The following is a 14,914-nucleotide window of genomic DNA, read 5'->3' on the forward strand; positions in this document are numbered from 1 at the left end:
ATGCCCACCTCGAATCAATTAGCTTCAGGTGGGTAAAAGCAGCAATGGGAAAAACTGAAATAATACTCACCTTTATTATTTTGCTCCTTATTATATTTGGCTTCTGGTTTATTTTTAGCGGTGAGATCTGGTATCTCGTAGAATTCCTTGAAAATAGCCTTTACCCGACCTTCGACGCACTGTAACGCACGTTTAATCGCTTGTTTCACCTACCGAATATGTCAGGTATCTGCTTGTCTTACTGCCGCGTAAAATATACGGCGTTATCATCCAACAACGTTGATAACGAATCATTTATTCATTTGCTTATGTTGCCCGTGCTCTGACGGGCTTTTTTATTTCCGGCAATTCAGCCATGCCAGGCTATATCTTAATCATCTTTATTGAAAAAGGTGAGGAATGATGAGCAAGAAGATCCTGATGCTGGTTGGCGATTACGCCGAAGATTACGAAACCATGGTGCCTTTTCAGGCTTTGCAGATGATTGGCCATCAGGTTGATGCGGTCTGCCCCGACAAACCGAAAGGCGACTACATCATGACGGCAATCCATGATTTTGACGGTGCCCAGACCTACAGCGAAAAACCCGGTCACCGCTTTACCCTCAACGCCGATTTTTCAACCGTAAAGGAGCAGGATTACGACGCGCTGCTCATCCCCGGCGGGAGAGCCCCCGAGTATCTGCGGCTAAATGAGGACGTGTTAAAGCTGGTACAAGCATTTGACGCCGCGCGTAAGCCGATTGCTGCGGTGTGCCACGGCCCGCAGCTGCTTGCTGCCGCGGGCATTCTGAAAGGACGAACCTGTAGCGCCTACCCGGCCTGCGCACCTGAGGTACGTCTCGCGGGTGGACACTACGCCACTATCGGCATCGATCAGGCCCATGTAGACGGTAACCTGGTGACGGCTCCCGCCTGGCCTGCGCATCCGCAGTGGCTGGCGAAGTTTAGTGAGTTGTTAGAATAGCCCACCTCTGCTCCCGCCAGCTCCGCATGGGCGGGAGCGATATCTCAGACGAAGCCAAAAAAAAAGTATGTATGGAGCACTGGTTAGCAGGGAATTATTTATTCATTCTGGCGACGCCATTGCGCTTCTCTCTCTCGCTCCTTTCTTCGAGCTTCTTCTTTTTTACGATACAGCGGTGGATAATAAATATTTCCCCAGTCCCATTTGCCGAACCAGACATTCATCAGGGCGCTAAATACAATGATAAGGACGATATAAAATATAACAAAACCCTCATCACCACCCAGATTAAAAAGATCGCTGGCTAAGGAATGCTGAGCGTGACTGAACCAGTGCGGATGGTAATCAAGTATCATGAAAAACAGGATACCAAAAAGTAAATCGCCAACTTTGAATCTTTCAGTGAATTTACTGCGCCAGGCTGAATCATGTTTTTCATAGTAATTAAGTAAAAACTGATTATTCTCTTCCAGTGCTAAATCAAGGACTTCTCTTGAGGGTACCTTACCCGGGTATCTCTCGTAATCGCTCTGCGGGCGAAGAATATCCGGAAAGATGCTGCTGTATATGATCTCATTCAGCACTTGCCTGAAGAGACTGGCGACAAAGGGCATGAGGGTTGTGGCTATCAGCCCCAGAGCCGCCAGCGCGACGCAGAAGAAACCAAGGTGTTCGGTCCAGCTAATGGCCTGTATGGGCCAGGTCAAAATCCCCTGTCCGCTGTAAGCCAGCAGCGCCAGATCGGCGAAAAGGACAATATAGATGAAGCGTATAATCCACTGCCATTCCCAGATTTTATCCATAATGCCTAAGCCTGCCGGAAAAGAGGGTTTATCTTTCTTTTCTTCCGTCATAATTTATCCCTGCGATTATATGTAAAACAGACATCTTTTCTGGAATAAAGAAACTGGCGCTAAATGCGCCAGTTCTTAATGTACTCTCATTAACGACAGTTACCACATAATCCGGGCTCGTCAGTGCTTCTCAATATACATGGTCCGGCTATACGCCACGTCTTCCGGGTTATTAATCGGATATCCTTTAACCCAGGGCTTAATCAGGCGACCGTTGGTGTACTGATAAATTGGCGCGATAGGTGCTTTCTCCATAAGGATTTTCTCCGCCATGTTGTAGTCCGTATTACGCGCTTTCGCCGTGGTTTCCAGCGTCGCCTGGTGAATAATTTTATCGTAGGCCGGATCGTTATAACGCGAGATATTGCCGCTGTGGGTTGAGGTCAGCAGGGACAGGAAGGTCGAAGGCTCGTTGTAATCACCCACCCATGACGCGCGGATCACATCAAAATTGCCGGTGTTGCGGCTGTCGATATAGGTTTTCCACTCCTGGTTTTGCAGTTTGACATCCACACCAAGATTTTTCTTCCACATGGACGCCACCGCAATGGCGATCTTCTGGTGGTTTTCCGACGTGTTGTACAGCAGGTTCAGCTTCAGCGGACGCTGAGGACCGTAGCCTGCGGCCTGGAGCAAGGTTTTCGCCTGAGCGTTCAGCTCCTGCTGCGACATCTGCTCGAACGGTGAAGGGTCAGGGGTGAAACCCGCCGTCACGTCAGGGGTGAAATGCCAGGCCGGCTTCTCGCCGGTACCTAACACCTTCTCTGCCATAATGCGGCGATCGATAGTCATACTCAGCGCAAGACGCACCCGGGCATCGGCCGTCGGGCCCTTTTGCGTGTTAAACGCATAGTAATAGGTCCCGAGCTGGGGCGGCGTATAAACCTGTCCCGGAATGTCCTTCAGGAGCTTCTGATACATGTTTTTCGGGAACGATTCGGTGATATCGATATCCCCTGCCAGATAGCGCTTAGTGGCGGACGATTCCTGATTAATCGGAATAAAGGTCACTTTTTGCAGGACGGTTTTCGCGTTGTCCCAGTAGTCCGTATTCGGAACGACAACCAGTTTTTCATTCACCACGCGGTCGTTCAGGACGTAGGCGCCGTTACCTACCAGAGCGCCCGGACGCGTCCACTCCTTACCGCTTTCAACGTTCGCTTTTTGCACCGGATAGAAGGCGAAGTTCGCCGTCAGGTTGCTAAACCACGGGAGCGGTTTGTCCAGCTGGACGCGTAAGGTTCTGGCATCCACCGCCGTCACTCCCAGGGTAGCTGGCGCCGCTTTGCCATCAATAATGGCCTGCGCGTTGTTGATGCCTGCCAGCGCCGCAAACCAGGCAAACGGAGACGTGGTTTTCGGGTCAACCAGACGCTGCCAGCTGTAGACAAAATCCTGCGCGGTGACGGGCGTACCGTCAGACCATTTCGCGTTATCGCGCAGGGTGAACGTCCAGATACGGTTATCGTTGCTCTGCCAGCGCGTCGCTACCCCTGGGGTCAGTTCCCCTTTCTCGTTCTGATTCACCAGCCCTTCGAAAAGATCGCGAATTACCTGAATCTCGGGTAATCCCACCGCTTTTGCCGGATCGAGCGAAGCGGGTTCGTCTTTAATATGCCTGACCAGCTCCTGTTTTTGCGCCAGTACCGTGCCCTGTGGCACATCAGCAGCGTACGAGAGTGTAGAGAGTCCGCACAGGTACAGTGCAGCACAGAGACGCGAAACAGGATGCTTCATAAGATCCCCTTTAATGAATTCAGGTAACAAGCAGATGCGTAATTATTTGTTTCGAAACAGAGAAATGCAAATACCTTCGTCCGGAATAGTGATTTGAGGCAATTCTCAGCCGTCACGGAAACTATTTGATTAACAGCGGGTTTTGCACAACACTGCCTGTAGAGACTTCTTTATCAGGATTTCGTATGGCAACCACCCGACCGCGAGCGGAGCGCGGCGCCTTTCCGCCGGGCGCCGAGCAATATGGCCGCTCATTTTTAGGCGCATCGCTGATCTGGTTCCCGGCGCCCGATGCCGATCGCAACAGCGGTTTGATCATTGCCGGCACGCACGGAGACGAGAACTCTTCCATCGTCACGCTTTCCTGCGCGCTGAGGACGCTGACGCCTTCGTTGCGACGTCACCATGTGATTCTTGCCGTCAATCCGGACGGCTGTCAGCTGGGATTGCGGGCGAATGCGAGAGGAATCGACCTGAACCGTAATTTCCCGGCGGCAAACTGGCGCGCAGGGGAAACGGTATATCGCTGGAACAGCTCCGCCGAGGAGCGGGACGTGGTGCTGCTAACGGGAGATAAGCCCGGATCGGAGCCGGAAACGCAGGCGCTGTGCCAGCTTATCCATAAAATCCACCCAGCATGGGTTGTCTCCTTCCACGATCCGCTGGCCTGTATTGAAGATCCGCGCCACTCTGAACTGGGCGAGTGGCTGGCGCAGGCTTTCGCCCTGCCGCTCGTCACCAGCGTGGGCTATGAAACCCCTGGTTCCTTTGGTAGCTGGTGCGCTGATTTGAGCCTGCCCTGCATCACCGCTGAATTCCCGCCGATTTCCTCCGACGAAGCCAGCGAAAAATACTTAAAAGCGATGGTGGAGCTTCTGCGCTGGCAGCCTCAGAGATGAAGCACGCCGCTGGTAAAATGAAGCGCCGGTGAAACGTCAACCGCCAGCCAAGTCGGACCATCCAGATCGGCGAAACGGACCTGATTGACCAGCGGCAGCGCCGCGCCGATCGCCCGGGAGGTGCAAAGCATGCACCCCAGCATAAGGGCAAACCCCTGCGCCCTGGCGTCCGCCGCCAGTGCCAGGGCTTCTGTCAGCCCGCCTGCCTTGTCGAGCTTGATATTTACCATGTCATAGCGGCCCTTAAGCTCGCTCAAATTTTCGCGGGTATGGCAGCTTTCATCCGCGCAGACGGGCAACGGATGGATAAAATTCTTCAGCGCCGCATCATCTTTTGCTGGCAGAGGCTGTTCCAGCATCGCCACGCCCAGATCGGCCAACAGCTGGCATCGCGCTGCCAGCCCTTCAGGATGCCACGACTCGTTGGCGTCAACAATCAGCGTGGCCGAGGGAACCGCCGAGCGAATGGCAACCATCCGCTCGCTGATCAGGCGATCGTCGAGCTTCACTTTTAACAGCGTGGCCCCGGCGTCATAGAGCGCTTTTGCGCTGGCGGCCATCTGCTCCGGCTCACCAATCACGACCGTTTGCGCCGTCACGATGGACTCCGGCAGCGATTCACCCAGCAAGGACGTCAGCGATTTTTGCTGCTGAGCGGCTTCAAGGCTCCAGAGCGCACAGTCGATAGCGTTACGCGCCGCCCCGGCGGGCAAACGCTGCTGTAACGACTCACGCGTGAGACCTTTTTGCAGGTCAGGCACAAGGGTCATGATCTGCGCCATCACCGACGCAAGGCTTTCTCCGTAGCGCGGGTAAGGCGTACATTCCCCGACGCCTTTAAACCCCTCTTCTTCGACTTCAACCACGACCACGCTGGCTTCACTTCGGCTGCCGCGGGAGATCACAAAGTGGGTATGCAATGGCCAGGCTTCTTCATAGACTTTAACGCTTCTCATCACTGACTCCTTGCGGCCCGGAAAGGCGAAAAATTTGGTTTGCCGTGTTATCCGCTGATGGCATACACTAGCCCCGACGTTAACTATATGTAAACAGGAAGATATCTATGTCACAACTCGTTCATTTCCAGGGCAACCCGGTTGCTGTTGCAGGTTCCATTCCGCAGGCTGGCAGCAAAGCGCAGGCTTTTACTCTGGTGGCTAAAGATCTGTCTGACGTCACACTGGCTCAGTTTGCGGGTAAACGCAAAGTACTGAACATTTTCCCAAGCATTGATACCGGTGTTTGTGCCGCATCCGTGCGTAAATTCAACCAGCTGGCGACTGAAATGGACAACACCGTTGTGCTGTGCATTTCCGCTGACCTGCCGTTTGCCCAGTCCCGTTTCTGCGGTGCCGAAGGCCTGAGCAACGTTATCACCCTCTCCACCCTGCGCAGCGCAGATTTCCTCGAGAAATACGGCGTCAGCATTGCGGAAGGCCCACTGAAAGGTCTGGCAGCACGTGCTGTACTGGTTCTGGACGAAAACGACACCGTTGTCTTCAGCGAACTGGTTAACGAAATCACCACCGAGCCGGATTACACTGCCGCGCTGGACGTGCTGAAAGCATAATAAGTACTTAGCATTCTATACAACTTATTCTCAACCTCGCCGCGGCGGGGTTTTTTATTGCGCTAAAGCTGAATCGTTAAAGCATAAATGCACAAAAATCACATTAATCATGCAATAACTTAGAGAACATGTAACATAAGCGTGATCAACAACGCATAATAATCGTTAAAATTCCCTATTTTTGGCTGCAGTGAAGCACATCACATTTCCCTTTTTGTCTAAACATTAGATTTGCTTACGAAAGAAAATAATCGTTTCAGCAAAAAGGATTAAATATGAAGATTAAATTCGCTTTTACGCTCCTGGCGGTACTGATTTCTGGCCATGCAGCGGCCAAAACCTGGGTGCTGACAAGCGCTGAAAGCAGCGTAGAAAAAGGAAACTGGAAGATTTCCAGTGATGAGCTGAAAGTTGAAGATCAGACGTTCAGCATTGAGCAAAAAATCTTACACGGCGGCAAGCAGGAAGGCAGTAAAGTCATCATTATTAGCAGTAAAGATGGCCTGACGATTACCCTGAGCCCTACCCGTGGCATGAACCTTCTGCACGTGGAAGGGTTTGGCACCCGACTGGGTTGGAATTCTCCTGTTAAAGAGGTCGTGAACCCGGCTTACATCAATCTTGAAAGCCGCAACGGTCTCGGCTGGCTGGATGGTTTCAACGAGATGATGGTGCGCTGTGGCTACGAGTGGACAGGTCATCCGGTCACCGCAGATGGGCAAATTTACACCCTTCACGGCAGGGCCGGAAATACACCGGTATCGCAGGTGGAAGTTGAGGTGGCGGATACCGCTCCGCATGAGATCCGCGTTCGGGGTTTGATCAAAGAGAGCACGTTTAAAAAATCGGATCTGCAAACCATGACCGAGCTGCGCTACGTTCCCGGAACCAACCGGTTCAGCCTGCACGATGTTCTGACAAACCATGCCGATTACCCTCATGATTATCAAATCATCTATCACAGCAACTTCGGCACGCCGATCCTAGAGGAAGGCGCCCGTTTCCTTGCGCCGGCGGCGAGCGTGAGCCCATTCAATGACTACGCCAAAGCGGGCGTAAACGACTGGCAAACCTACGCCGGGCCGACAAAAGGCTTTGATGAGATGGTCTTTAATATTAAACCGCTGGCAGACAATAACCACGAAACGCTCGCGGCGGTGGTCAATAAAGCCGGTGATAAAGGCGCGTCAATCCAGTTTGATACCCGCCAGCTGCCCGTGCTGACCTTGTGGAAAAACACCGACACGCTGAAGCAGGGCTACGTCACGGGCATCGAACCGGGCACTAGTTACGCCTACCCCGTCACGATTGAACGTGAGCAGAAGCGGGTTAAGCAGCTGCAGCCTGGCGCCAGCGCGCAGTTTGACCTGACCTATACCCTGCTCCACAGCCCGCAGCAGGTGAAAGAGGTCGAAAACAGGATTGCGTCGATTCAGGGCGAGACAAAAACAGAAATCGTTAACACGCCGATGGCGAAGGAATAAACGTAAAGTAAAAAGCCTCTTTGCAGAGGCTTTTTTGTTATTCGTCACCTTTCTTATGATTCAAACCATATTCACGTAGCTTATTTGCGATCGCGGTGTGCGACACGCCAAGGCGTTTTGCCAGCTTGCGGGTGCTGGGATAGCTGCGGTACAGCTGCGTCAGCACAGAGCGCTCGAAACGGCTGGTGATATCATCCAGCGACCCTTCCATCGCCTCTTCGCCTACGGATACCGTCCCGGCGTCGTAATCCGGCAACAGGATATCCTGCGGACGCAGCTCATACCCTTCGAGCTGGGTCAGCGCGCGATAAACGGCGTTTTTAAGCTGACGAATGTTGCCCGGCCAGCCGTAGCGCATCAGCACCGTGCCCAGATCGGCAGACAGCTTCGGACGCGGCACACCCTGCTCGTCGGCAAAGCGGGCGACGAACAGCTCCGTTAGCGGCATGATGTCCTGCGGACAATCGCGCAGCGGCGGAATGTTGAGCGTCAGGACGTTGAGGCGGTAATAGAGATCCTCGCGGAAGATCCCTTTTTGCACCAGTTCAACCAGGTTTTTCTGGGTGGCGCATATAACGCGCACGTCCACATGCACTTCGTGATCCTCACCGACGCGGCGGAATGTTCCGTCGTTCAGGAAACGCAGCAGCTTAGCCTGCATACGTGGCGACATTTCGCCGATCTCGTCCAGCAGCACGGAGCCACCGTTAGCCTGCTCGAAGAACCCTTTCTTACCTTCCGGCGCGTGACCAAACAGCTCGCTTTCAACGGCATCTTCCGGAATAGAGGCGCAGTTAAGTGCCAGATAAGGCTTAGCCGCACGCGGACTCGCCAGATGCACCGCATGAGCCAGAAGGTCTTTCCCTGTGCCGGTGTCCCCGGTTATCAGCAGCGGCGCGGTCAGGCTTGCGAGCTTACGCGCCTGATCAACCACATGGCGCATTTTCGGGCTGACGGCAATAATCTGGCTGAACGCGCCAACGTCCTGACTGGAGAGGTTTTGCAGCTGGCGACCCATGCGTAGCGTCGAGCGCAGCATGATCACCGCCCCGGTGAGCATGCGAGTGTTCCCTTCCCCTTTCAGATAGACCGGCGTGATCTCCATCAGGAAATTCTGCCCGTTAATCACCACATGCTCGCTAAGCGTGTCCTGCGGATTGCTGTCCAGCCAGCGCTGGAAGTTAAAGCCGGGGATCAGCTGCGCGGCGTTATGATTGCTGAGCTTCTCCTGGCTCTGCGCGAAAAGCTGGCAGCTCGCGTGGTTAACGCGCTCAACTTTGCTTTTCAAATCCAGGGAGAGGAACGGTTCAGGCATGGCCTCCAGCAGCGCGCTCAGCGCCAGGTGCTCACGTTCAGAAGGCATCCAGGGAATGGTGCGTACATCCGTAACGCCAGCGATACGGCGGATTTCCGCCATCAGGCTGCTGAATGTATTAAATTCAATTTCGGCAAAATTGAGGTAAATTCGCCCGACAGGATCGATCTCAATGCCACGTAAATCAATGCTACGTAAAACAAGAAGATCGAGTAATTCGCGGGTCAGACCGAGACGGTCTTCACAGAAGACTTCAAGACGCATGGGAAATTCACCGTTTTAAGCCAGTAACAGTAAAATGATATGTCAGAACACGGTGATCGGGAAGATGGCTGTCAACAAATATTGACAGCCAGCACGATTAGTGAACAAAACCTCATGGAGCCGGTTTTTTATTGAGCGTCTCTTTGAGCTGGCCGATCAGCTCGCGCCTGAAATCCCCCAGTCGCGGCTTATCGCCGTCAATCCAGGGTAGCGGACGGCAGACCTCCATCGCTTTAATCCCCAAACGCGCCGTCAATAATCCTGCGCCAATCCCCTGGGCGGCACGAGCAGAAAGACGCGCCGCCAGATCCTGCGACATCCAGTCCATTCCCACTTCGCGCACCAGCTCACTCGCCCCGGCAAACGCGATATTGAGCAGGACCAGCTTAAACAGCCTGAGCCGACTGTAGTAACCCAGCTCTATGCCGTAAAGGTTCGCGATACGGTTGATCAGGCGCAGATTACGCCAGGCGATGAAGGCCATATCAACCAGCGCCAGCGGGCTGACGGCAATCATCAGGGTGGATTCTGCCGCAGAACGGCTAATCTCGCGCCGCGCCTGGGCATCCAGCACCGGCTGAACCATGTGGGAGTAGAGCGTCACCACTTCCCGATCGTTCTGGGTCTCATGGATGGCGGCGTACCAGCGCTGAAGCGCCGGGTGCGACTGATCGATTCCGGCCTGGCTGGCCAGCTTTTCACAGAAGGCACGGCCTTTGCCGGTGCCGTGACTGTGGAGCAGATCCCGCGCTTCATCACGCTCGTGCGCGCGCTGGCGCAAACGCCAGAGCCGACGCCACTCGGTGGTAACCGACCCGATGCCCGCCCCCACAATCAGCGCGCCTGCGGCACATCCGCCGAGCGCGACCCAGTCCTGAGTTTGCCAGGCATTCATCGTCCACTGCACGCCCTGCCCAACCACGCTTACGCCAAACAGCGCCAGACCGGCGGTGACCATCCTGCGCCACAGGCTTCGTTTTGGACGCAGAGCGGCTTCCACAACCGCCTCTGCCGGACCTTCCTCAACGGCGGGCTCCTCTGTCAGGGCCGGGGAAAAGTTATCGGCCTGCGTGCCGCTGAACGTCTGCGCGGTTTTGAACGCCTCCTGAGGGTCGTGCTCAAGCGTTCCGGTAAAGTCTATGCGCGGTTTTAACGGTTCCGTCATCGCAATTTATCTCCAATCAAAAACTCCAGCGCCGCATCCAGACGGATGTGTGGTAAAGGCCTGTCGACACTCATTGCCTGCGGGCGGAAGGCTTCAAACTGGAAGCCCTGGTTCTGCCAGAAGGCCTGACCCGGCAGCCGCGCAGGCACTTCGCCCGGATAGACGGTAAGCGGTTCACCGTCGCTGAGCCGGTTCCCGCGTAATGCCGGTATTTTCTCGCCGTTAAGATCAATCAGCCCGCTTTGTGTCGCCTGCACGGACGCGAGCCCAAGGCAATCCATGCCGATCCCTTCGAAGGCGGCGTTTTGCCAGGCGTCCTGCACCAGCTGCTGCAGCAGCGATACCATATTGGCATGCTGGTCGACCGTGACGTGATCGGCCTTCGTGGCCGCAAAGAGCAGTTTGTCGATCACCGGTGAGAAAAGACGACGGAACAGCGTCCGCTGCCCGTAGTGAAAACTTTGCATCAGCTGCGTCAGCGCCAGGCGCATATCGTTGAAGGCCTGCGGCCCGCTGTTGAGAGGCTGCAGGCAATCCACCAGCACAATCTGACGATCAAATCGCAAGAAGTGGTTTTTATAGAATCCCTTGACCACTTTTTCACAGTAGTAATTGTAACGCTCGCGGAGCATCCCGGCGTTCGTGTGCTTATCAGCCTGCGCCAGCTTCGACTCACCCACCCCATCCACATCCGGCCAGGGGAAGAACTGAAGCGCAGGTGCGCCCGCTAAATCACCCGGCAGAACAAAGCGACCCGGCTGAATGAAGTGCAATCCTTCCTGTTTACACTGGTGCAAATACGCCGTCCAGGCGTCGGCAATGGCCGCAAGACGGTTTTCATCTGCTGGCGCAAGCGGGTCCAGTCCTTCGCAAAGCTGTCGCCATTTGGCCGACCACCCTGCGCGTTGCCCCTGCAACAAGCCCGTCATCTGGCGGGACCAGCTGATGTAATCCTGCGCCAGCATCGGCAGGTCGAGCAGCCATTCGCCGGGATAATCGACGATTTCAAGGTACAACGTGGAGGTATCCTTGAAGTGGCGCATCAGGGATTCATTCGAGCGAAAACGCAGCGCAAGACGAATTTCACTGACCCCTCGCGTCGGGGTCGGCCACGCGGGCGGATCGCCATACAGCTGCGCCAGCCCTTCGTCATAAGTAAAACGAGGAATACCAAAATCGCGCTGAGGGACGCGCTTCACGCCCAGCAGACGTTCTTCCCGCACCGCGCTGAGCAGCGGCAGACGCGCGCCGGCGTGCAGGTTCAGGAGCTGGTTTACCATCGCGGTGATAAACGCCGTCTTACCGCTGCGGCTAAGCCCCGTCACGGCCAGACGCACATGGCGGTCAACGCCACGGTTCACCAGTGAATTGATTTCGTTTTTAAGTCGCTTCATCGCCGTCCTTCGTTGCCTGGAAGCCTTGAATGCATGGCTTCAGAATACAATAAATGGGGGCAGATCGTTGATTATCAATTCTTATTTATTGCTATTGCCGTTTTCTCTCCAGTAAGATGAACGGCATTGCTGTCAGTCCGGAGTGAGTAAGGTGTATGTCACCCACCATCTATGATATCGCACGGGTTGCGGGCGTATCGAAATCAACCGTTTCCCGCGTTCTGAATAAACAAACGAATATTTCTCCCGAAGCGCGTGAAAAAGTGCTGAAGGCGATTGACGAATTAAATTATCAGCCCAACAAACTGGCCCGCGCCCTGACCTCTTCAGGCTTCGATGCCATTATGGTTATTTCGACCCGTTCAACCAAAACCACTGCCGGAAATCCTTTTTTCTCAGATGTCCTGCATGCCATTACGGCAAAAGCGGAAGAAGAAGGATTTGACGTTATTTTACAAACGTCAAAAAGCAGCGAAGACGATCTGCTGAAATGCGTGAATAAAATAAAACAGAAGATGATCAAAGGGATCATTATGCTGAGCTCACCGGCAAATGAATCCTTTTTCACCACGCTGGATGCGTATGGCGTACCGGTAGTAGTTATCGGCAAAGTCGAAGGTGAGTTTCAGAATATTTATTCCGTCGACACGGATAATTTCCATGACAGCGCCACGCTGACCGAAACCTTTATTAAAAACGGACGCCGTAAAATTGCCTGTCTGCATGCCCCGCTTGATTATCATGTTTCGATCGATCGTCTTGCGGGCTATAAAGCCAGTCTGGAAAAGCACCATATTGCCCTCAACCCGGACTGGATCAGGGATGGCGGTTATACCCATGAGAGTGCGCTTACTGCGGCTCTGGAGCTGTTGTCTTCATCCACGCCGCCCGATGCGGTATTCGCTACCGACAGCATGAAGTTACTCAGCCTCTATCGTGCGGCGGATGAGTTGAATCTGATGATTCCAGAGCAGGTGGTGATAGCCGGATACAGTGACCCGATGCTGTCTCTCATTTTAACGCCCGCACCTGGCGGGTTTGATATCCCCACCCGAAAGCTGGGGGAAGAGAGCTGCGATCTTCTTTTCAGACGTATAGCAGGTCATCCCGCCCCGCAAAAAGTGCTGGTTGATACCCATTTTATACTGGCGGCCTCGCTGCGCTAAAACCAGGGGCAGTTAGCCCCTGGAATACACACGATCAGAAAGCGTAATTTACGCCAACGCCCGCATAGTGGAAGCGGTCGTTTTTACCCTCGTCATGATTTTCCCATTCATAGGCGTATTCAAGCGTCATGGATAAACCGTTATTGAAGTCATAGGCGTACTGCATACCCAGGCGGTTGAAATTATGTCCTTCACGCTCGGGATCGTCCCGCCAGTCCCAGTTCGACCAGCGATCGAGCCCCAGTCGTGTGTAAGGCGTTAAGGTGGTCTGGCCTAACGAAATAGGCAGATAGGCACGAATTTCCTGGGTGGAGAATTCTCCGTTATTACGGGAACCGTCCATGTTGAACCCGCGTTCTAAATAGTAATTCACTTTAGCAGCAAAGGTGTCGTTAATGGTCCAGGTAAAGCCCGTTTCGGTTTCGACGCGGCTGTCTGAATAGCCGGTTTTTTCCAGATCGTTAGCAAACTGATACATGGCAAACCAGCCGCCAAAACGCCAGTCGTCGGTTAATTTTATATCCCAGTCAGGCTGAATTTTGTAGCGCTGCATATTAGCGCTGCCGTCTCTGGCGCCGTGTTCATCCTTAAAGTGATAGCCGTAATTACGGAAGCCTCCGGTCAGACCGAACGTAAAATCATCTGTTCCGATAAAGCGATAGCGTAATTCAAATTCAGGACGATCGAAATAGGTGCCACGGGTCATGCTGCTATAATCAACCGGCCCTTCCTGATACATCGCCAGCGAAATAGTCCAGGCATCCCAGGTCGCATTAAACCACACGGAAGGTTCATATAACCCGTCTTTATCCTCCCCCTGGCCTTCGACGTTTTCTATTTCATACATCGCGCCAATATTAAATTCCCACTTTTTAGCGCTTTCTGTTGCGTGTGCGCAGCTAACCCCTGCGCACAGCACGAGCGCAGCACTTTTTAGTAGAGTACTCATCAAATATTCCCTTTATAAGTAACAAACAAAAAAACCGGAAATGGGTATTTCCGGCGAACACCTTTCTTATCTAATAGCCGCTTCGGTTTCAGCGTCGAAGAAATGGCACTTATTCATATCGAACTGGATGCCGATATTATCCCCAGCGGCATAATCATTCGCAGCGCCAGCACGAACAACCAGCTCATGACCGCCAACGGTGGCGTAGAGCATGAACTCCGCGCCGGTCAGTTCGGCTACGCTGACTTTCGCCTCGATATTTTTACCGCTGCTCTGCAGAGTGAGAATATCTTCCGGGCGGATCCCAAAGACCACGGCTTTGCGCTGATACCCTGCGGCATTCAGTGAAGCGAGCTTGTCTTCCGGGATCGCCAGACGCAGCGTTTCCGTAACGAAATAGCGGTCGTCGATAGCACCGCGAATGAAGTTCATGGCTGGCGATCCAATAAACCCTGCGACAAACATGTTTGCCGGTTCGTTGTAAACCTGCTTAGGTGCACCGACCTGCTGAATAATGCCGTCTTTTAAGATCACGATGCGGGTCGCCATCGTCATGGCTTCCGTCTGATCGTGGGTCACGTAAATCATGGTGGTGTTAAGCTTCTGATGCAGCTTGCTAATTTCAGCCCGCATCTGCACGCGAAGCTTGGCATCGAGGTTTGAGAGCGGTTCATCCATCAGGAACACGCCCGCCTCACGTACGATCGCCCTGCCTAACGCCACGCGCTGGCGCTGGCCGCCGGACAGCGCGCCGGGTTTACGCTTTAGGTATTCACGTAATCCGAGGATCTGTGCCGCCCAGTTAACGCGCTCTTCGATAACCGCAGGCGCAATTTTTTGCATCTTCAGGCCGAACGCCATGTTGTCGTAGACCGTCATATGCGGATAAAGCGCATAGTTCTGGAATACCATGGCGATATCGCGTGACTTGGCGGGCACATCGTTCATACAAACGCCGTCAATCACCAGTTCGCCAGCGGAGATCTCCTCCAGACCGGCGATCATGCGCAGCGTCGTGGATTTACCGCAGCCTGAAGGCCCGACGAAGACGATGAACTCCTTGTCTTCGATTTCGAGATTGAAATCCTTAACCACGTGGACCTGGTTATCATAGATTTTCTGAATGTTTTTCAGAGACAGTTGAGCCATTG

14 protein-coding genes are annotated in these 14,914 nt (G+C 53.7%); 6 read left to right on the forward strand and 8 right to left on the reverse strand.

Annotated elements, in window-relative coordinates:
* Positions 1–44 precede the first annotated feature (44 nt).
* Positions 45–185 (forward strand): Ecr family regulatory small membrane protein, encoded by a 141-nt coding sequence (locus AB3N39_RS11335; protein WP_143345725.1) that lies wholly within the window; start codon positions 45–47, stop codon positions 183–185.
* Positions 186–402: 217 nt separating this feature from the next.
* The gene (locus AB3N39_RS11340) at positions 403–966 is read left to right on the forward strand and encodes a DJ-1/PfpI family protein (RefSeq protein WP_127732791.1); all 564 of its coding nucleotides are present in this window, start codon (positions 403–405) and stop codon (positions 964–966) included.
* Between the two features lie 98 nt (positions 967–1,064).
* Here AB3N39_RS11340 and AB3N39_RS11345 read toward each other — a convergent pair whose 3' ends face one another.
* Positions 1,065–1,820 carry a hypothetical protein gene (locus AB3N39_RS11345; protein WP_133294543.1) on the reverse strand — a complete coding sequence of 252 codons (756 nt, stop codon included), beginning with the start codon at positions 1,818–1,820 and terminating at the stop codon, positions 1,065–1,067.
* Positions 1,821–1,940: 120 nt separating this feature from the next.
* The gene (locus tag AB3N39_RS11350) at positions 1,941–3,557 is read right to left on the reverse strand and encodes an ABC transporter substrate-binding protein (RefSeq protein ID WP_133294544.1); all 1,617 of its coding nucleotides are present in this window, start codon (positions 3,555–3,557) and stop codon (positions 1,941–1,943) included.
* A gap of 185 nt (positions 3,558–3,742) precedes the next feature.
* On the opposite strand from AB3N39_RS11350, the gene mpaA reads away from it, so the two are divergent.
* Positions 3,743–4,456: a murein tripeptide amidase MpaA gene (gene mpaA, locus AB3N39_RS11355; RefSeq protein WP_111965078.1), complete on the forward strand. Its 714-nt coding sequence runs from the start codon at positions 3,743–3,745 to the stop codon at positions 4,454–4,456.
* Here the strand turns inward: mpaA and ycjG are convergent.
* Complete coding sequence (gene ycjG, locus AB3N39_RS11360; RefSeq protein ID WP_143345192.1) at positions 4,447–5,412, reverse strand: L-Ala-D/L-Glu epimerase; 966 nt, start codon at positions 5,410–5,412, stop codon at positions 4,447–4,449. The genes mpaA and ycjG overlap by 10 nt on opposite strands.
* 107 nt (positions 5,413–5,519) lie before the next feature.
* Between ycjG and tpx the strand changes: the two genes are divergently transcribed.
* Together tpx and AB3N39_RS11370 are read left to right on the forward strand one after the other, a co-directional pair.
* Complete coding sequence (gene tpx / locus AB3N39_RS11365) at positions 5,520–6,026, forward strand: thiol peroxidase (protein ID WP_023335907.1); 507 nt, start codon at positions 5,520–5,522, stop codon at positions 6,024–6,026.
* Positions 6,027–6,301: 275 nt separating this feature from the next.
* Positions 6,302–7,510, forward strand: a complete 1,209-nt coding sequence (locus AB3N39_RS11370; protein WP_367896735.1) for an aldose 1-epimerase family protein — start codon at positions 6,302–6,304, stop codon at positions 7,508–7,510.
* Between the two features lie 37 nt (positions 7,511–7,547).
* Here the strand turns inward: AB3N39_RS11370 and tyrR are convergent, their stop codons facing one another.
* The 3 genes from tyrR to AB3N39_RS11385 form a co-directional block, all read right to left on the reverse strand.
* Entirely contained in the window at positions 7,548–9,089 is a 1,542-nt protein-coding gene (gene tyrR / locus AB3N39_RS11375) for a transcriptional regulator TyrR (RefSeq protein WP_367896736.1), read from the reverse strand.
* 112 nt (positions 9,090–9,201) lie between these two features.
* Positions 9,202–10,254 (reverse strand): YcjF family protein, encoded by a 1,053-nt coding sequence (locus AB3N39_RS11380; RefSeq protein WP_136194958.1) that lies wholly within the window; start codon positions 10,252–10,254, stop codon positions 9,202–9,204.
* A complete protein-coding gene (locus AB3N39_RS11385; RefSeq protein ID WP_367896737.1) occupies positions 10,251–11,648 on the reverse strand; it encodes a YcjX family protein in 1,398 nt (465 codons plus the stop codon). Before AB3N39_RS11385 ends, AB3N39_RS11380 begins: the two co-directional genes overlap by 4 nt.
* A gap of 155 nt (positions 11,649–11,803) precedes the next feature.
* Between AB3N39_RS11385 and AB3N39_RS11390 the strand changes: the two genes are divergently transcribed.
* The gene (locus tag AB3N39_RS11390; RefSeq protein WP_367896738.1) at positions 11,804–12,814 is read left to right on the forward strand and encodes a LacI family DNA-binding transcriptional regulator; all 1,011 of its coding nucleotides are present in this window, start codon (positions 11,804–11,806) and stop codon (positions 12,812–12,814) included.
* 34 nt (positions 12,815–12,848) lie between these two features.
* Here AB3N39_RS11390 and AB3N39_RS11395 read toward each other — a convergent pair whose 3' ends face one another.
* Both AB3N39_RS11395 and AB3N39_RS11400 read right to left on the reverse strand, forming a co-directional pair.
* Positions 12,849–13,763 (reverse strand): OmpG family monomeric porin, encoded by a 915-nt coding sequence (locus AB3N39_RS11395; RefSeq protein ID WP_143345197.1) that lies wholly within the window; start codon positions 13,761–13,763, stop codon positions 12,849–12,851.
* A 66-nt stretch (positions 13,764–13,829) separates the two neighbouring features.
* Entirely contained in the window at positions 13,830–14,912 is a 1,083-nt protein-coding gene (locus tag AB3N39_RS11400) for an ABC transporter ATP-binding protein (RefSeq protein WP_115875346.1), read from the reverse strand.
* Positions 14,913–14,914 lie beyond the last annotated feature (2 nt).

Source organism: Enterobacter vonholyi (assembly GCF_040834095.1).
GTDB classification, from domain to species: domain Bacteria; phylum Pseudomonadota; class Gammaproteobacteria; order Enterobacterales; family Enterobacteriaceae; genus Enterobacter; species Enterobacter vonholyi.